11 protein-coding genes are annotated in these 18,646 nt (G+C 73.3%); 1 reads left to right on the top strand and 10 read right to left on the bottom strand.

Annotated features, from left to right (window positions below):
• Positions 1-74 precede the first annotated feature (74 nt).
• The 3 genes from UW392_RS01220 to UW392_RS01210 form a co-directional block, all read right to left on the bottom strand.
• On the bottom strand, positions 75-575 hold the full coding sequence (locus UW392_RS01220; RefSeq protein WP_320772935.1) for a class I SAM-dependent methyltransferase: 501 nt from the start codon (positions 573-575) through the stop codon (positions 75-77).
• Between the two features lie 25 nt (positions 576-600).
• Positions 601-1,989: a M1 family metallopeptidase gene (locus tag UW392_RS01215; protein ID WP_320772925.1), complete on the bottom strand. Its 1,389-nt coding sequence runs from the start codon at positions 1,987-1,989 to the stop codon at positions 601-603.
• A 75-nt stretch (positions 1,990-2,064) separates the two neighbouring features.
• On the bottom strand, positions 2,065-5,922 hold the full coding sequence (locus UW392_RS01210; RefSeq protein ID WP_320772924.1) for a Pls/PosA family non-ribosomal peptide synthetase: 3,858 nt from the start codon (positions 5,920-5,922) through the stop codon (positions 2,065-2,067).
• A gap of 471 nt (positions 5,923-6,393) precedes the next feature.
• Here UW392_RS01210 and UW392_RS01205 point away from each other — a divergent pair, with 471 nt between their 5' ends.
• Positions 6,394-7,122 (top strand): TetR/AcrR family transcriptional regulator, encoded by a 729-nt coding sequence (locus UW392_RS01205; protein WP_320772923.1) that lies wholly within the window; start codon positions 6,394-6,396, stop codon positions 7,120-7,122.
• Between the two features lie 384 nt (positions 7,123-7,506).
• Here the strand turns inward: UW392_RS01205 and UW392_RS01200 are convergent, their stop codons facing one another.
• The 7 genes from UW392_RS01200 to UW392_RS01170 form a co-directional block, all read right to left on the bottom strand.
• Positions 7,507-7,677: a hypothetical protein gene (locus UW392_RS01200; RefSeq protein WP_320772922.1), complete on the bottom strand. Its 171-nt coding sequence runs from the start codon at positions 7,675-7,677 to the stop codon at positions 7,507-7,509.
• Between the two features lie 217 nt (positions 7,678-7,894).
• Positions 7,895-8,800: a TauD/TfdA dioxygenase family protein gene (locus tag UW392_RS01195; RefSeq protein WP_414495376.1), complete on the bottom strand. Its 906-nt coding sequence runs from the start codon at positions 8,798-8,800 to the stop codon at positions 7,895-7,897.
• A gap of 64 nt (positions 8,801-8,864) precedes the next feature.
• The gene (locus tag UW392_RS01190) at positions 8,865-9,686 is read right to left on the bottom strand and encodes an ABC transporter ATP-binding protein (RefSeq protein ID WP_320772921.1); all 822 of its coding nucleotides are present in this window, start codon (positions 9,684-9,686) and stop codon (positions 8,865-8,867) included.
• The gene (locus tag UW392_RS01185; protein WP_320772920.1) at positions 9,673-10,758 is read right to left on the bottom strand and encodes an ABC transporter substrate-binding protein; all 1,086 of its coding nucleotides are present in this window, start codon (positions 10,756-10,758) and stop codon (positions 9,673-9,675) included. The genes UW392_RS01190 and UW392_RS01185 overlap by 14 nt, the downstream gene beginning before the upstream one ends.
• A gap of 59 nt (positions 10,759-10,817) precedes the next feature.
• Positions 10,818-11,693, bottom strand: a complete 876-nt coding sequence (locus tag UW392_RS01180; RefSeq protein WP_320772919.1) for an ABC transporter permease — start codon at positions 11,691-11,693, stop codon at positions 10,818-10,820.
• A 462-nt stretch (positions 11,694-12,155) separates the two neighbouring features.
• Positions 12,156-16,583: an amino acid adenylation domain-containing protein gene (locus UW392_RS01175; RefSeq protein ID WP_320772918.1), complete on the bottom strand. Its 4,428-nt coding sequence runs from the start codon at positions 16,581-16,583 to the stop codon at positions 12,156-12,158.
• A 16-nt stretch (positions 16,584-16,599) separates the two neighbouring features.
• Positions 16,600-18,537 (bottom strand): amino acid adenylation domain-containing protein, encoded by a 1,938-nt coding sequence (locus UW392_RS01170; RefSeq protein WP_320772917.1) that lies wholly within the window; start codon positions 18,535-18,537, stop codon positions 16,600-16,602.
• Between the last annotated feature and the right edge of the window lie 109 nt (positions 18,538-18,646).

The following is an 18,646-nucleotide window of genomic DNA, read 5'->3' as shown; positions in this document are numbered from 1 at the left end:
GGCCTGACGGTCGGGGCCCTCGTCCGCGTGTCCCGTACGTACCTGATCCCGGTCACGGAGGGCGCGGCGGGCGGTCAGGGCTTGCGGTGCACGGACACGGCGTACTCCCCGTCAGCGAAGGGTTCCCCGGACCACGTAGCGAACCTGGCGTCGAGGACGAGCCCCGCCGCGTCGCACTGTGCGTCGTAGTCGGCCGGCGCATAGCCACGGTCCAGGGAGAACCCCGCCACGAGAAGGCCTCCCGGACGGACGTGCTTCGCCACCCCCGCCACCAGTGCCGGTTCCATGCCCGGCGGCGTGAACAGGGGGACGTTGCCCGCCATCACCACGACGTCGAACGTCGTCCCCAGGTCGAGGCCGACCAGGTCTCGACGGTGCCAGGGGATGCCGGGCGCCAGGCGCCGGGCGGTGTCGAGCATCGACCCGTCGACGTCCACCCCCACCACGGCGATCCCGTGCCGGGCCGGCTCGATCGCGACCCTGCCCGTCCCGCACCCCGCGTCGAGGACGGTGGCGGGCCGGAAGGAACGCACCAGCGCGGCCTCACCGTGCACGTCCCCGCCCTCGGCGGCCATGCGGTCGAACCGGGCCTGGTGGTCCTCACCGTTCCACACCGTACGGAGACTCTGTCACAGGCGTCGCACCGGCCGTACCCGGCACCGGAGGGGGAGTGGGCAGCGGCGGCAGTCGCGTTCCGTACACCCAGGCCCCGAGCAGGCCGTCCAGCGGCTCGGCGGCGAGCCGGGAGGCGTGCTCGATGAACATCGCGGTGCTCACCGCGCCGCCCCGGTGCTGCGTGGTCCAGTCGCGCAGCATCCGGAAGAACGGCTCGTCGCCCAGCGCGCACCGCACCGCGTGCACGGTCAGTCCGCCGCGTTCGTAGAGGCGGTCGTCGAACATCGACTTGCGCCCGGGATCGGCCAGCCGGAGGTCCTCGGGGAGGCCGGAGAGCATGTGGTGGGCCGTCGCGGCGAGCTGGTGGGCGCTGCGCCCGCCCGACCGCTCCGACCACAGCCACTCCGCGTACTTCGCGAACCCCTCGTTCAGCCAGATGTGCCGCCAGTCGGCGATGGACACGCTGTTGCCGAACCACTGGTGCGCCAGCTCGTGCGCCACCAGCCGCTCCGAACCCCGCGTCCCGTCCACGTGGTTGGCGCCGAACAGCGACAGCCCCTGCGCCTCGACCGGGACGTCGAGCTCCTCCTCGGTCACCAGCACCGCGTACTCCTCGAACGGGTACGGCCCGAACAGCTCCTGGAACAGCTCCATCATCCGCGGCTGGCGCGCGAAGTCCCGTGAGAACTCGGGAAGCAGGTGCGCCGGGATGTGTCCGTGCTGCGGTACACCGCCCGGGCCCGGATCGCCGAGCAGCACCGTCTGGTACTTGCCGATCGACAGGCCCACCAGGTAGCTGGAGGTCGGCGCCGCCTGCTCGTACACCCAGGTCGTCGTCGACGCCTTCGGAGTCCGCGTGAGCAGCCGCCCGCCCGCCACCACCGCGTACGCGGACGGGACGGTGACCGAGATCTGGTACGACGCCTTGTCCGCGGGCCGGTCGTTGCACGGGTACCAGGACGGCGCACCGACCGGCTGGCTCGCCACCAGTGCCCCGTCCTCCAGCTCCTCCCAGCCGAGGCCGCCCCACGGACTGTGCACCGGCTTCGGATTGCCCGACCACTGCACCTCGACGGTGAAGGCGGCGCCCGAGCGCAACGGTTTGGCCGGGCGCACCCACAGCTTCCCGCCGCGGTGCGTGTAGTGCGGCTGCCGGCCGTCCACCCGCACCCGGCCGATCTTGAAGTTCGCCAGGTTGAGCTGGAACTCCGTCAGCGCCGACCGGCCCGCTATGGCGTTGATCCGCGCCGTTCCCGACAGCCGGTTGGGGCCAGGGCGGTAGTCCAGGGCCAACTCGTACCGGTGCACCCGGTAGCGGGGATCACCGTTGGCCGGGAAGTACGGATCCTGGCCCACTGCCTGCTGAACGGTCACTGCTGTGCCTGCTCCTTGCGCTGTGCTCGAACCTCGTGCCGGTACTCATGCCCGCCAGGACCGGCCGCATCGCGCTCAGGAACGCCACGACTCGATCGGGTTGCCCAGCCAGCGGGAGTCCTCGGGCACGGACTCCGCCGCCATCACCAGCGACGCGGGGCCCAGGGTCGTACGAGCGCCGATCGTGCTGCCGGGCAGGACGATCCCGCCGGGACCCAGCGTCGCGCCCGCACGGAGGACCACAGTATCCGTCCGCAAGATCCGGTCATGGAAGAGGTGCGTCTGCAGCACACAGCCCCGGTTCACCGTCGCCGCGTCCCCGAGGGTGACCAGGTCGGCCTCGGGCAGCCAGTAGCTCTCCAGCCACACCCCCCGGCCGATCCGCGCCCCGAGCGCGCGCAGCCATGCGGTGAGCACCGGTGTACCGGGCACCGAGCCCGCCAGCCACGGCACCGCGAGGACCTCGACGAAGGTGTCCGCCAGCTCGTTGCGCCAGACGAAGGAGCTCCACAGCGGGTGCTCCGCACTGCGGTGGCGCCCCACGAGCGCCCACTTCGCCACCACGGACACGAGGCCCGCCAGCAGCCCCGCCGCCAGCAGTACGAGACCGGACAGCAGCGGCGCCCAGCCGCCCAGCACGCACAGCGCGGCCACCGTCAGCAGGGCGAGCACCGCCGAGCACAGCACCGGCACGATCCGGCACAGCTCCACCAGCGCGCGCGCCCACAGCAGCCGGGCCGGCGGGTGGTACGTCCGGCTCTGGTCGCCGACGGCCTGTGCCCGGGGCAGCCGGACCGGCGGCAGCCCCAGGTAGGAGCTGCCCTTCTTGGCCTTCTTCGGCGTCGCCGACAGCACGCCGACCAGCCCGCCCTCCGGCACCGACCGGCCGGGGCCGGTCATCCCCGAGTTGCCGAGGAAGGCCCGCCGCCCGATCTCCGCCCGCCCGATCCGCAGCCAGCCGCCCCCGAGCTCGTACGGCGCGGTCAGCGTGTCGTCGGCCAGGAACGCGCCCTCGCCGACCGTCGTCAGACTGGGCAGCGCCAGGACGGTCGAGACCTCGGCGCCCTTGCCGATCCGCATCCCGAGGAGCCGCAGCCACACCGGCGTGGCAAGCCCGGCGTACAGCGGGAACAGCGTCTCCCGCGAGCGGTCCATCAGCTGGGTGACGGTCCAGGCCTGCCAGCCGATCCGGCCGTGCGTGGGGTGCGTGCCCTCCCGCAGCCCCAGGCTCAACAGCCGTACGCCGGCCAGGATCAGCAGGGCGTACACCAGCCCGAAGGCCAGGGTCGCCGGGACGAGGGCGAGCACGACGCCCGCGAACGTCACCTCCGGTGCGATGAACGGGTGTCCGACGAGGAGCGCGGCCACGCCCGCGAGCACCGGCAGCGCGCCGATCCCGAAGCCCGTCACGCCGTACAGCACCTGCCAGAGCATGCCCCGCGCCGGACGCTCCTTGGGCCAGTTCCGCTTGGCCTTGCCGAGCTTGACCGCGGGCGCGCCGGCCCACAACTGCCCGGTCGGCACCTGCCCGGTCACCGCCGAACCGGGCGCGACCTCGGCCCGCTTGCCCACCCGGGCGCCCGGGAAGAGGATGCTGCGCGTCCCGACGACGGCGTGCGCGCCCACCCTGACCGGGCCGATCTCCAGCCGGTCGCCGTCCAGCCACCAGCCGGACAGGTCCACCTCGGACTCCACCGCGGCCCCGCGCCCCAGCCTGAGCATGCCGGTGACCGGCGGCAGCGAGTGCAGGTCCACGTCCGGGCCGATCCGGGCGCCCAGCAGCCGCGCGTACCGCAGCAGCCACCCCCCGGTCAGCGAGGTCGCCCCACTGCGCTCGGCCAGCCGCTCGGCGGCCCACAGCCGCAGGTGGACGCTCCCTCCGCGCGCGTACCGGCCCGGCGGGACGCCCCGCAGCAGCAGCCGCGCCCCGCCCGCGCCGATCGCCAGCCGCCCGGGCGGGCTGAACAGCAGTGCGGCGCCGGCCGCGACGAGCCACCAGGACGCGGTCGGCAGCCAGGAGAAGCCGGGGAGCAGGTTCCCGAGGGCGGCGAGGACCACGCTCCAGCGCAGCCCGGTCAGCGTGAACAGGGGGATCAGGGCGAGCAACTGGACGGCCTGGGCGCGCACCGGCACCGGGGCGATCACCCGTCGGCCGCCGCTGTCCTGCGCCGACTCCGCCAGCCGCCGGGCCAGTTTCCGCAGGACCGGCTGCTGGTAGATGTCGAGGACGGCCGCGTTCGGGTAGCGGGTGCGCAGCCGTGTGGTGAGCTGGGCGGCGGCGAGACTGCCGCCGCCGATCGCGAAGAAGTCGTCCCGCGCGCCGGACACGGGGACGCCGAGCACCTCGGTCCACTGCTCCGCGAGCCAGGCCTCGGTGCCGTAGAGCTGCTCTACGGGACCGGTGGGCTCCAGGCCCTCCAGGGGCCACGGCAGGGCGTCGCGGTCGACCTTGCCGCTGGTCCGGGTCGGCAGTCCGGCGACCGGCGCGAGCAGCGGGACCAGCGCGGCGGGCAGCCCGGCGCGCAGCGTCCCGACGGCGCTCGCGTGGTCCCAGCCGTCCTGGACGACGACGTAACCGACGAGGAGCTGGTTGCCGCCGCGGGCGGTGCGCACCGCCGCCGCGGCGCCCGCCACCCCGGGCAGCGCCTGCAGGGCCGTGTCGACCTCGCCCAGTTCGATGCGCCGCCCGCCGAGCTTGATCTGTTCGTCCGCCCGGCCGAGGAACACCAGCCCCTCGGGCTCGGCCTGCACCAGGTCACCGCTGCGGTACGCGCGTTCCCAGCCCAGAGACTTCAGCGGCGCGTACTTCTCCGCGTCCTTCCCGTCGTCCAGGTACCGGGCGAGCCCGACCCCGCCGATCACCAGCTGGCCGCTGCCGCCCATGGGTACGGGATCGCCCGCCTCGTCGACGACGGCCAGCTCCCAGCCGTCCAGCGGCAGCCCGATCCGGATCGGCTCCGCGCCGCTCATCAGCGAGGCACAGGCCACCACGGTCGCCTCCGTGGGCCCGTAGGTGTTCCACACCTCGCGCCCCTCGGTGACCAGGCGCTGCGCCAGCTCGGGCGGGCATGCCTCGCCGCCGAAGATCAGCAGGCGTACGTCGTTGAGAGCCTCGGGCTCCCACAGCGCCGCGAGCGTCGGCACCGTCGAGACGACCGTGATCTCCTGCTCGACCAGCCAGGGCCCGAGGTCCGCGCCGCTCCTGACCTGGGAGCGCGGTACCGGCACCAGACAGGCGCCGTACCGCCAGGCCAGCCACATCTCCTCGCAGGACGCGTCGAACGCCACCGACAGGCCCGCCATGACCCGGTCACCGGGCCCGATCGGCTCCTCGGTGAGGAACAGCGCGGCCTCGGCGTCCACGAAGGCGGCGGCGCTGCGGTGGGTGACGGCCACGCCCTTGGGGCGGCCGGTGGAGCCGGAGGTGAAGATGATCCAGGCGTCGTGCTCGACGCCGGGCCGCCCGGCGGGGCGCTCGCCCGGGGCCGGGACGGTGATCTCGTGCTCCGCCCCGACGACGGCGCGCACCTCCGCCTCCCCGAACACCAGCTCGGCCCGCTCGTCCGGGTCCTCGGCGTCGACGGGAACGTAGGCGGCACCGGCGGCCAGGGTGGCGAGGATCGCCACGTACAGGTCGTCGGTCCCGGACGGCACCCGGATGCCCACGCGGTCACCGAGCCCGACCCCGGCCTCCGCGAGCCGCCGCCGCAGCCGGTCCACCTCGGCGGCCAGCGCGCGGTAGGTCAGCAGGCGACTGCCGTCGTCCAGCGCGGGCTCGTCGGGGTACGCACGTACGGACGCCTCGAATATGTCGATCAGCGTGCGGGGTGACGCCGCCGGACCGGCGGAGAAGCGCGCCGTGCCGTCGGGCTCTGGGCTCGTCCCCTCGCCGTCGGACAGTTCGAGATCGGAGCTTTCGTGTACGGCAGCCATCGGACCCTTCATGCCTCGGAACCCGGGCCCTCGGGGCCCCGGCGGCCCACAGGTTTGCCCGGGATGTTCCGGTCCGGCGTGAACCAGCCCAATATTCTAGTGCTCGGGCGGCTATGGCCCGTCGGTCCGGCCAACGGGAGACATCCGCGAAACGACCTCGCGGCAACGGGAGAACCCGCCGCCACCTGCGGACTTCCCGCCCCGGCGTGATCTCTCCGCCACTTGCCCGAAGCGCTCCGCGGCGCAGCGGAGGGAACTGGGCGCCGCAGCACCCGAGAACGGTGACCGGGGCCCGTGGCGCGACCCGTTCGAGCTGTGTTCGAGGGCGTGAATCCGCCACGCGTGACCGTTCCCTGTTCGTACGTCATCCCGAACTCCGAGGCTCCGCACCCAGCTTGACGGTGTCAGTAAGGCTTGTCGACACGAAAATGGCTGGTTGCCTGTTCGGGTGCTGGGTCATATGGTTCGGGCATGTCTGCTGACGGACACGGCTCGGCCCCGGTCTCCCTGCGCGAGCGGCGCCGTGCGGCCGCCGTACGCGAGATAGTGGACGCCGCCGAACTCCACATCACCGAGCACGGCCCCTTCGCCCTGTCCCTGCGTGCGGTCGCCCGCAGCCTCGGAATGACCGTGCAGGCGCTCTACCACTACTTCGCGAGCCGGGACGAGCTGGTGACGGCGCTCATCGCCAAGAACTACGACGACCTGGCCGACGGCGTGCAAGCCGCCGTCGACAACGCCGCGGACGACACGCAGCTGCCGCGCCTGGTCCACGCGGCTGAGGGCTACCGTCGCTGGGCCATCACCCATCCCCAACGGTTCCAGCTGCTCTACGGAACGCCGCTGCCGAGCTACGCGGCCCCCGAGGACGGGTCCACCACCCGGGCGATGCGCCGGATGAGCGCCGTCTTCGAGCGAGAGCTGTTCGCCGGGTACACCTCGTCACAGCTCTCCGCCATCGCCACTCCCGTGCTGTCACCGCAGTTCCGTGCACGCCTGAGCCAACAACCACCGGCCGGCTCCGACGCCCTCCCGGCACCGGCTGCCGCACTCATGCTGAGCGCGTGGGGCCACATGCACGGACTCGTCGTCCTGGAGGCGTTCGGACACACCGCCTTCCTGGGGGAGCACCAGGCCGAGTTGTTCCGCACCGCCATGCTGAACATGCTGACCGAAGTGCACAGCCACATCCCCGCCTGAGTCGCCGTGGGGCGTCCGAGTGCCGATCATGGTGCTGACGCCGCGTGGTCTCTCCCATTGCTGCGTACGCGGTATCACCGAAGCGTCCGTCGAGCGTCTCGCAGTAAGTGACGGTTGACCGGCCGTAATAACAGGCCCTTTGGCATGTGGCCGACAGGGCTCTGCCGCAGCGTTGTCAGGAGCGGGTCTTCCGACGGGCCAGGAAGGCGAAGGCCGCCGGAACCGCTCCGCTGAGTGCGGCGACGGCTCCGAGTGCGATCGGCAGGGCATCGTCAGTGACTGCTCCGGCGCCGCCACGCCGCTGACCGAGTCGATGGGGTCGCCGCCGAAGCCCGCGGTGCCGGTGGGTGGCGCCGCGGGCTCGTGACGTACGGCCGGAGGGGGTCAGAGGCCGATGTCGGCCTGCGGGCCGGCGTAGGTGCCCAGCAGGCTCGGGAGGTCACTCGCCGGGTCGAGCGTGTAGCTGTGGAAGCTGCGTGGGTCGAAGGCCGACCCGCGTGTCTGTTGCTTGCCCGACGAGTCGGTCACGATGCTGCCATTGGTGCCGACGCCCATCACCGTCTTCTGGTTGGCGAGGCAGAGGCCGCTGGTGTTGTTGATGCTCTGGTAGGTGCCGTCGTCGGAGGCGCCGTTCTCAAGGGTTCTCTGTTTCCACTACGCACAAGCGTGCCTTCCTCCGCTGGCGTGTCGACGGTGTCCGGACAGCACTTCTCCCTGCGTGCACGCCGAAGTGCACGGTGGGTGCGTGGGAGGCATGTGCGGGTGTGCCGGGTCAGCGGACGTCGGTCACGGGACCGACGGGTGTGTCTCCGCGCAGGGTGATGCGGTGCATGACGCGATGCTCGTCGCCGTAGTCGCGGTTGGCGTAGTGGGCCGTGCTGCGGTTGTCCCACAGGGTGACGTCGCCCGGCTGCCAGCGGTGGCGCACGACGTGTTCGGGCTTGGTGAGGTGGGCGTACAGAATGTCGAGGATGCCCCGGCTCTCGTGCTCGGAGACACCGGCGATGTGCGAGGTGAAGCCCGGGTTGACGAACAGGCCCTTGCGTCCGCTCTCGGGATGCACGCGGACCACGGGGTGCTCCACGGGAACCAGCTCGGTGAACACCTCGCCCTCCCACAGGTTGCCGCGGCCGTTGCGCTTCTGCGCCAGGTAGTAGCCGAACTCCCGGCTGCCGTCGTGCACCGCGGTGAGCGGGTCGATGAGCGCGCGCAGCCCCGGCGACAGCGACTCGTAGGCGAGCTGGCTGTCCGCCCACGAGGTGTCGCCGCCGTGCGGGGGCAGCACCACGGCCCGCAGGACGGAGATGGCGGGCGGGTTCCGTACGAAGGTGACATCGGTGTGCCACACGTCGGCGAACCCGTTGTCCTGGCTGTCGAGGGAGTACACCTCGGGAGCCACGTCCCCCGAGTCGTGCACGGGGTGTCCCACGGTGACCTCGCCCAGGCGTCGGCCGAACTCGATCTGTGCGGCGTCGTCGAGGTCCTGCTCGCGTACGAAGAGGACCTTGTGGTCGACGAGCAACTGCCGGACCGCGGTGACCTGGGCGTCGTCGAGACTGCCGAGGTCGATGCCGCGCACCTCGGCACCGAAGCCCGGGCCGAGCCTGGTGATCCGGGCGCCCGCCGGGCCCGGCTGGTCGGTGGTGCTCCTGGTGGGCCGCTCGCTCATGACGGTCATGTGTGACGTCCTTCCGTGCTCTGAGTCGTGTGTGGTCGTGTGCGTCACCGTGCGTCGTGTCGTGTCAGGACGCCGCGGCCTTGACGCGGTCGGAGACCCGCGCGCGCAGTGCGGCGAACTCGGTGGAGTCGCGCAGTTCCTGTGCGTCGACGTCACCGCGCGGCAGGGGAACGGTCAGGTCCAGGGCCACTGTCCCGGGGCGCTTGGTGAGCACCACGATGCGGGACGCGAGGAACACCGCTTCGTCGGCCGAGTGGGTCACGAACACGGTCGTCCGCCCGGTCCGGTCGGTCATCCGGCGGACGTCCTCCTGGAGCCGTTCCCGGGTCAGAGCGTCCAGCGCGGCGAACGGCTCGTCCAGTAGGAGCAGCGGATTATCGGCCGCCAGCGCGCGGGCGATCGCGACGCGCTGCTGCTGGCCGCCGGAGATCTCCCAGACGCGGCGCTCGGCGGTGCCTTCGAGACCGACCCGTTCCAGCAGTTCCGCACGGCGTTGCGGCCACAGCGCCCGGTCGATGCCCGCGTAGCGCAGGGCCAGGTCGATGTTGCCGCGTACCGTGCGCCACGGGAAGAGCCGCGGCTGCTGGAACACCACGCCCGCCGCGGTGCCGGGGCGTGGAGCGCCGTCCGACACCCGGACCGACCCGTGGGTGGGCTGTTCGAATCCGGCGATCAGCCGCAGCAGTGTGCTCTTGCCGCAGCCCGAGGCGCCCACGAGCACCAGGAACTCGCTCGCCGGGACGGTGAGGTCGATCGGCCCGACCGCGGTGACCGCCTCGCCGCCCCGCCCGTACCGATGGGTGACGCGGTCGAGATGGACGGAGCCGGGCCGTGCGGTGACCTCCGTGCCGACGGCCGTCCCCCCGGTGACCTCACGCGACGCCATCGGGCAGTCCCTTCAGGTAGAGGGCGTCGCGGACGGCCTGCCGGGACGGTGCCGTGTCGATCTGCTTCTGCTCCGCCAGGAAGCGGCCGGTGTCGGTGACGTAGTCGGCCAGTTCGCCCGGCGCTCCGTCGGTACCCAGCCACTCCGCGGAGGCGACCTCTTCGGGAGTGAGGAACACGCCCTGCGACAACTGTGTGCGGGCGTCCTCGGCACTGATGCCGAGCTCGGCCGCGATGGCCTCCGCGGAGCCGCCGGGATCGGATCTGATGCGGCGCAGCGCCTCCGCCTCCACCTCGCGCCACACCTCGATCGCCTCGGGATCACGGCTGATCAGTTCGTCCGAGACGACGGCGAGGTCCAGGGTCGGTTTCCCGGAGCCGCCGATCTCCTTGCTGCTGACGAGCTGCGTACCGGACGCCCGCAGTTCCTCCAGCGTGGGCAGCCAGACGTAGGCGGCGTCGATGTCCTTCCGCTGCCACGCGGCGAGGATCGCCTGGGGCTGCAGGTCGACGAGCTTGACGTCGGAGGCCGTGACACCGGCCTGTTCCAGTGCGGCGAGCAGGCTGTAGTGGGAGGTGGAGGCGAACGGTGTGGCGACGGTGCGGCCCGCGAGGTCGGCGACGTCGGAGATCCCGGAGTCCGCACGGGCCACCAGGGCCTCGTTCTCGCCCGCGACGTCGAGGACGAACGCGACCTTGTAGGGGATCGGGGAGGAGCCGGACAGGCCGCGCGCGAACGGGCTGGACCCCAGGGCGCCGATGTCGATCGACCCGCCGATGAACGCCTGGTTGACACTGGCACCGGAGTCGAACCTGATCCAGTTGATCTCGTACTCCGGCAGGGCCTTCTCCAGCAGTTTCCGGTTCTTCACCAGCAGGTCGCCACTGGGGAAGGCGAAGTAGCCGATGCGCAGCCGTCTGGCCCCGCCCGCCGACCCGCCGTCGCCGCCGGAGCAGCCGGTGACGGCGGCGGATGCCGCGGCCAGCGCGACGGCGAGCACGGCCCGGCGCGTCGGCCGGCGGGTGGCGGGATCGGTGGGGCCGGTGGGGATGCGGGTCGCCGAACGAGTCATGGGCAGCCGTTTCTGAGAAAGGTGCTGTGGACGGGAAGGACCGGGAGGGGCGAGTGGGTCTAGGTACGGCCGCGCCAGGGCACGGCGGTGCGTTCCAGCCGGAGCAGGAGGCCGTCGATGACGAGGCCGGAGAGTCCGATGGCGGCGATGCCGACGATCACCACCGGGGTGTTGTTGTAGTTGGCGGCGTCCTTGACCATTCCGCCGATCCCGGGCAGCCCGTTGACCAGCTCGGCGGCGACGAGGGAGGAGTAGGCCACCCCCACCGCCAGCCGGATGCCGGTGAGCGTCTCCGGCAGCGCGGAAGGGACGACGACGTCCTTGACGAGCTCCCAACGGGACGCGCCGAGGGCGCGGGCCGCCTCCAGCAGGCTCTTCGGTACGGCCGTGACCGCGGTGGTGGTGGACACCGCCACCGGCGGGAACGCGGCCACGGCCAGCAGCGTGATCTTCGGCTCCTCGTTGATGCCCAGCCAGACGACGAGCAGGGAGAAGTACGCCAGCGGCGGCAGGGTCCGCAGGAAGGTGATCCAGGGCTCGAACAGTGAGCGCACCCAGCCGACGGTCCCCATGACCAGGCCGAACAGGACTCCGGCGACGATGCCGAGACCCGCTCCGATCCCGATGCGGCGCAGGCTGATGCCCAGGTGCTCGACGAGGTACGTGCCGTTGTACCCGCGTACACCGTCGTGTGTCGTGGAGACGGCGACGAACGCGTCCCACACCGTGGCCGGCCGCGGAACGAGCGTCTCGCTCCAGGCTCCGCCCGCCGCCACCACCTGCCATCCGACGAGGAACAACACCAGTGAGCCGAGCGGCAGTCCGGCCCGGCGCAGCGTCGCCCGGGCGACCCAGGTACGGGGTCGCCCGCGAGGTGGTGCCGCGGCGGGCGGGGCGTCGGAGCCCGATTTCGGCACGGTCGGAGCAGTGGACATGTATCGGCCTCCAGAGGGGCACCGGACATGAGCAGCTGGCGGATCGGCCGATGGTTCGGCCGACGTGGTTCAACCGACGAGAGGTGGATCGGGATCGACGGGGCGACCGAGGCGACGGTTGTCCAGGGACAGCCGTCAGCCGGCCGGTGGCCGGGCGGCGCGCCGGAGAGCGTGGCGGGAGCCGGGGAACGCGAGGAAGCACACGTCAGAGGTGCGGAAGCCGCGGAAGCCCTCGCCGGGTGGTCTCACCGGACGGTGAGCACCTCATGGACGCATGGACGCGAGGTCAGCGACAACACGGGACGGAGCGACGACGCAGGTCGACGACCAGGCGCTGCACCACGAGTTCGCGATTCACGAGCCTCTTTCTACAACAGGGACCGTGTGTGTCCAAGAGTGCGTCCATTGGCTGGTACGGCCGGTCGGCGCGTTCGACGGGTCGATGACCCGGGTGGCCGTCCGTCAGCGCGCTGTGCCGGGTCCCGGAAGCCACCCGGTCGCGGTGAAGTAGGCGGCGCAGCGGCCGAACAGGTCCCGGTCGAACTCGGGGCGCGATACGTCCGTCGCGGCCAGTGCGGCGTCGGTGGCGGTGGGGTCGAAGGTCAGGCTGCCCTCCGATCCGCCGCCGGTCAGTTCCGCGGCCAGGGTGCCGAGGAGCGGGTACGCCGCGTTGCCGGGGTCCGCGCCGATGCGGTCCAGCCACGCCTGCGGGGAGACCTCCGGCAGCCGGTACCCCATGGTCCGCAGCCAGTCCAGCGCCGTCTCCAGGCGCAGCAGCCGGCCCGCGGCGAGGTGGAAGGTCCGGCCGGTGGTGCCCGGGAGCAGGGACAGCGCGACCACGGCATCGGCGACGTAGTCCACCGGTGCCAGGTCGAAGGCGGTGTCCACCCGGGCGGGCGCGGCCTGTGCCTGGACGCAGCCCTTGAGCATCAGCCACAGGTAGTCGCCCGTCTGGCAGGCGCCGGTGCGGCTGTGGCCGGCGATGCGGGTCGGCCGGTACATCGTGACGGGCAGTCCTCGCCGGCGGGCCCGCTCGACGAGCCCTTCGGCCACCCACTTGCTCTGGGTGTAGCCGTGCTCCAGCGCCTCCGGCGGCCCGGTCGGGTGCTCCGGGCCGATCGGGTGCGGGGCCGTGCCCGCGTACACGCCGACGGTGGAGACGTGGTGGACCGGGACGGTGCGGTGGCGCGCGGCCAGCCGGAGGATCTCGGCGGTGCCGTCGACGGTCGCCGCCTTGAGCTGTCCGTACGGGGAGACGAGGTTGACCGCCGCCCCCACGTGGTGCACCGCGTCCATGGTGCGGGCGAGGTGGTCGAAGGCGTCCTCGGACAGGCCCAGCGACGGCCGGGCGAGGTCACCGTGGACCACGGTGATCCGGTGGGCGCGGCGCTCGTCCCACAGCCCGTAGGTCTCCAGGGCGCGGCGCAGCCGCTTCCGGGCGTGCTCCGGGTCGGTGCCGCGGACCAGGCAGTGCACGGTGGCGTCGGTGCGGTCCAGGAGGGCGCTGAGGGTGAAGGCCCCCAGGAAGCCGGTGGCGCCGGTGAGCAGGACATGTGCCGGGGCCGCCTCCGCCGCGGGAACCGCCTCCACCGCCGGACCCGTCCTCGGCGCCGGGACGATGTCGGCGGGCAGGTCGATCTCGGCGGGCAGGTCGAGAGCCCCTGCGGCTGCGACGTCGTCCGCGGTCCCGTCGACCAGTGCCGCCAGTGCGGCGACCGTCGCGGAGGCGGAGACCGCCCCGGGCGGGATCTCCGCGCCCAGTTCCTCGCGCAGGGCGAGCACGAGCCGGGTGGCCAGCAGGGAGTGGCCGCCCAGGGCGAAGAAGTCGTCCCGGACGCCGATCCGGGGGACGCCCAGCAGTTCACTCCATATCCGGGCGATCCGGCGCTCGGTGGGAGTGGTGGGCGCGGCGAAGGACGTGGACGGCTGTGGCTGGGTGTCCGCCGTCCCGGGGTGGGGCAGGGCGGCGCGGTCCAGCTTGCCGCTGGGGGTGAGGGGAAAGCTCTCCAGCTTCAGTACGGCGGCCGGGACCATGTACTCGGGGAGACGTCCGGCCAGCGCCTGCCGTACCGCGGCGGGGTGCGGAGCGGCCGCGTCGTCGGCGGCCGTGAGGTAGTGGGCGACCAGCCGGCGCCCGGCGGGGGACTCCTGGGCCACCACGGCGGCGTCGGTCACCGCGGGCAGCGCCCGCAGGACGGCCTCGATCTCACCGGTCTCCACCCGGTGCCCGCGGATCTTGACCTGGTCGTCCTCGCGCCCCAGGTACTGGAGGCGGCCGTCGGGGAGGTGGCGGACGAGGTCGCCGGTGCGGTACAGCCGCGTGCCGTCGCGCAGGACGAACCTCTCGGCGGTCAGGTCGGGGCGGCCGAGGTAACCGTCGGCCAGTACGGGTCCCGCGACGCACAGTTCGCCCGTCGCGCCGGGTGGGACCGGTCGCAACGCCTCGTCGAGCACGAGCGCCCGCGCGCCCGCGACGGGGCGGCCGATGGGAGGCAGGTCCGGCCAGGCAGCCGGGTCCTTCGCGAGGCGCTCGGCGACGACGACGTGGGTCTCGGAGGGGCCGTAGTGGTTGTCCAGCACGGCCTCGGGCGCGTGCGAGCGGAAGAACTCCCGCAGGGCGGGGGTGGCGAAGAGCTGCTCACCCGCGGTGGCCACCTCACGCAGCTCCGGCAGTGTCCGGCCGGTGGCGCAGGCGTACTCGGCGAGTTGCTGCAGGGCGACGAACGGCAGGAAGAGCCGTTCCACCCGCCGGTCCGCGAGGAGGTCGAGGAGGCGGGCCGGGTCGCGGCGGACCTCGTCGTCGACCATGACCAGGGTGCCGCCGGTCGCCCAGGTGCCGAACAGCTCCTGGAAGGACACGTCGAAGCCGATCGGGGTGAACTGCAGGGTGCGGGTGCCGGTACCCGCGGCGGAGCGGTCGCGCTGCCAGGCCAGCAGGTTGGCCAGGGCGCGGTGCGGCATGGCCACGCACTTGGGGCGGCCGGTCGATCCGGAGGTGTAGATCAGGTAGGCGAGGTCGTCCGGACCCGCCACGGGCAGCGGTACGGCGGGGGCGGGAGCGGGGGCGGATGGAAGATCGTCCACCACGAGGGGCTCCACGTCGGCCGACTCCAGCAGGCCCGTCAGGCTCGTCGGGCCCGCCCCGTCCGTCAGGTCGCGCTGCGTCAGTACGGTCCTGATCCCACTGTCGGCGGCCATGAAGGCGAGGCGGTCGGCGGGGTAGTCGGGGTCGAGCGGCAGGTAGCAGCCGCCCGCCTTGAGCACGCCCAGTACGGCGACCGCCAGTTCCGGTGAGCGGCGCAGGCAGATGCCGACGGGCCGGCGGGCCGCGCCCCGGGCCACGAGGTGGGCGGCGACGTTCGCGGCGGCCGCTTCCAGTTCGGCGTAGGTGAGCGTCCGGTCCCCGTGGACGACCGCGGGGGCGTCGGGGGTGCGGCGGGCCTGGGCGGCGACGGCCTCGTGGGCGAGCGGCCGGTCGTCGGCGGGTGCCGGGCCGTGCGTCCACTGCCGGAGGCGGGCGTGCTCCTCGGGAGGAAGGAGGTCGAGCTCGGCCAGTGGCCGGTCGGGGTCGGCGACGGCGGCGGCCAGCAGCGCCGTCAGCCGTGCGGTGAGCCGCTCGGCCGTGACGCGGTCGAAGAGGTCGGTGGAGAACTCCCAGTAGCCGTGCAGGCCGCCCGCCTCGGGAACCATGTGGAGGAAGACGTCGTACTTCGCCGTGCCGCCGTGCACGTACAGCCGCTCGGCCGTGACGCCGGGCAGGTCCAGGGCCGGGGCGGGGGCGTCGTCGAGGCCGAACACCACCTGGAAGAGCGGGAAGCGGCCGGTGGACCGCTCCACCTCCAGGTCGCGCACCAGGTGGGAGAAGGCGACGTCGCGGTGGCGGACGGCGTCCCACACCGCGGCCTTGGTCCGGGCCGTGAGCTCGGCGAAGGACGCGTCGGGGTCGAGGTGCTGGCGCAGCGGCATGACGTCGGTGAGGCAGGCCAGCATCGGCTCGAGGCGTTCGTCGTCCCGCCGGGAGACCGGCGTACCGATGACCACGTCCTCCCGGCCCGACGACCGGGCCAGCAGCGCGCCCAGGGCGGTGGCCAGCACGGTGAAGGGCGTGGTGCGGGCCCGGCGGGCCAGTGCGCGCACCCCCTTGACCAGGTCGGGCCCCAGGGTGAACTCCACGCGGTCGCCGCCGGTGCCGAGCACGGCGGGCCGCGGCCGGTCCGCGGGGAACGACGACTCCCGCGGTGCTCCGGCCAGGGTGCGGCGCCAGTACTCCAGGGAGGCCCGGTCGGGGGCGGGGCGTGCCTGCGCGTACGGGCCGAACTGCTCGGGGAGCTCGGGCAGTCCGGGGTCGGAGCCGTCCAGGGCGGCCCGGTAGAGGGCGCTGAACTCGGTGTCCAGCAGACTCCAGCACCAGCCGTCGATGACCGCGTGGTGGACGGCCACCACCAGGACGGCGTCGTGGGCGCCGCCTCCGTCGGTGTCCTGGGTGTCCAGCTGGAGCAGGGTCGCCCGCAGCAGCGGCGGCCGGTCCAGGGCCACCGGCCGGGTCGCCGCCCCGGTCAGGGCGGCCGGCAGCCGGCCGGGGGCGACGTGACGGATCTCCAGCTCGACCGGGCCCGGCGGGAGCACCGTCTGGCGCGGCTCGCCGTCGACGAGGTGCAGGCGGCTGCGCAGGGCCTCGTGCCGCGCGACGATGCCGTCCAGCGCGGCCCGCACGGCGGCCGGCTCGACGCGGGCGCCGCGCAGCCGGTACGTCCAGGACTCCAGGTAGCGGGAGGGCCCCTCCTGGAACTGGTCGTTCAGCCAGATCGACTCCTGTTCCCAGGACATCGGGTAGCTCGGGTGACTCGGGTGACCCGAGTGGCCCGGGTGGCTGGGGAGGTCGTGCGGCATGGCGGGTGGTCCTCGGTCAGAGCCAGGCGGACAGGGCGCGGCGGTCGAGCTTGCCGTTGTCCGTGGTGGGCAGGGATGCACAGCGCCGCACGGTACGGGGCACCAGGGCGGCGGGGAGCCCGCCGGCCAGGGCACGACGCACCGCCGCCGGGTGGGACGGATCGTGCCCGTCGTCGGTCCCCCCTCCCTCCCCGTCCACGTCTGCGTCGGCGTCCCCGTCCTGCGAGGTGTAGAACAGCGCGAGGCCCGCGTGACCGCCGGTCGGCGCCGGGGCCGGAACCGGGACGACAGCCGCCTCGCGGACGCCGGGGACACGGCGTGCGGCCGTCTCGATCTCCTCCGGTTCCACGCGGTGTCCGGCGATCTTCACCTGCCGGTCGGTCCGGCCGCGGAAGGACAGCGACCCGCCGGCGTCCAGCACGCCCAGGTCGCCGGTCCGGTAGAGGCGTACGGGCGAGCCGTCGAGGGGGAGGGTGACGAAGGACGCGGCGGTGGACTCGGCATCGTCCAGGTAGCCGAGGGCCAGGCCGTCGCCGGACAGGCAGATCTCCCCCGGCTCGCCGGGGGCTGCCGGGCGGTCGCCGTCGAGGATGTGCACGGTCGTACCCGGCACGGGCACACCGACGGGTATGTCCTCGGCGCGCGCGCAGTCGGCGGCGGTGACCCGGTGGGTGGTGGCGAACACGCAGCTCTCCACCGGTCCGTAACCGTTGATCAGCACGGTGTCCGGGTAGCGGGCCAGGAAGCGGCCGGCGTGCGCGGACGAGATGCGCTCGCCACCGGTGAGGACCTGCCGGATCCCGGCGAAGCAGGGGCGGTCCGGTGCGTCCTCGTCCACGAAGAGGTTGAACAGGGACGAGGTCAGCCACACGGTGTCCACGCCGGCACGGGCGACCAGATCGGCGAGGGCGTCCGGGAGGAGGTAGTCGGAAGGGGCGATCGCGCAGGTGCCGCCGCTCGTCAGCGGGCCCCACACCTCCAGGCTGAAGGCGTCCCAGGGGACGGGAGCCGCCTGCAGCACCACCCGCCCGGGGCCGAAGTCCGCGAACGTGGTGTCGCCGTCAGGGGGGAAGAGGCGGGTGGTCGCACGGTGGGGTGACAGGACGCCTTTGGGGACGCCGGAGGTTCCGGAGGTGAAGAAGACCGCGGCGGGGTCGTCCGGGGCGACGGTCACCTCCGGCGCGGCGGTGCGCCGGGCCGCCGCCTGCTCCAGGCTCTCGGCGGCGGGCGGGGCCCACGCGTGCGGCCTGCCGTCCTCGGCCACGGTCAGGGGCGCGTGCAGCCGGGAGACGACGTCGCGGATCCGCCGGTCGGGCCAGCGCCGGTCCAGGGCGGCGTAGGAGGCACCGCACTTGAGGACGGCCAGCAGCACGGCGACGAGCCGGGGTGAGCGGGGCAGCAGGACGGGTACGACGTGGCCGGGACGGACCCCGGCTGCGGCCAACTCCCCGGCGTAGGTGTCCGATGCGGCGTCGAGGGTGGCGTAGTCGACGCGTTCGTCCCCGAAGACCAGTGCGGGGGCGGTGGGACGCAGGCGTGCCTGGTGGGTGACGGCGGCGTGGACGGAACGCCGGCCGGTGGGTATCCGCCCGGTGCGGGCGGAAGGTGTCCGCTGGGCGGCGGGTGCCGCGGGGCCGGCCGGTCCCGCGGTGAGCCCGGCCAGGAAGTCGCTGAGGGTGTCCGCCTCGAACAGGGCCTCGGGAGCGGCCCGTACGCCCAGGTCCTTGGCGAGCCGGGCGCAGATCCGCATGGCCTGCAGGGAGGATCCGCCGAAGTCGTAGAAGTTGTCGGCCCCGTCGGCCCCGGGAACGCCGAGCACCTCGGCGACGATCCTCAGCGCGGCCTCCGCGGTCCTCTCGGCCGGGGCGGGCGACGACAGGGGCTCGGGGCCTTCCGATGACGGACCGCTGCCGGACGGAGACGTCGAGTGAGGTGTCGCGTGCGATGAGGGCATGGCGGTGCTCTGATTCCTGACTGCGTCACGGTACGTAGCGACAGCAGGCTAAACGATCTCGCGTCGCGCCGGTGCCACGGCCCGCCCCGGAGGGGGGCCGACGCGGCGG

The organism is Streptomyces sp. CRN 30, assembly GCF_034105845.1.
The sequence above is the reverse complement of the archived record's forward strand: the minus strand, read 5'-3'. Positions and strand labels throughout refer to the sequence as shown.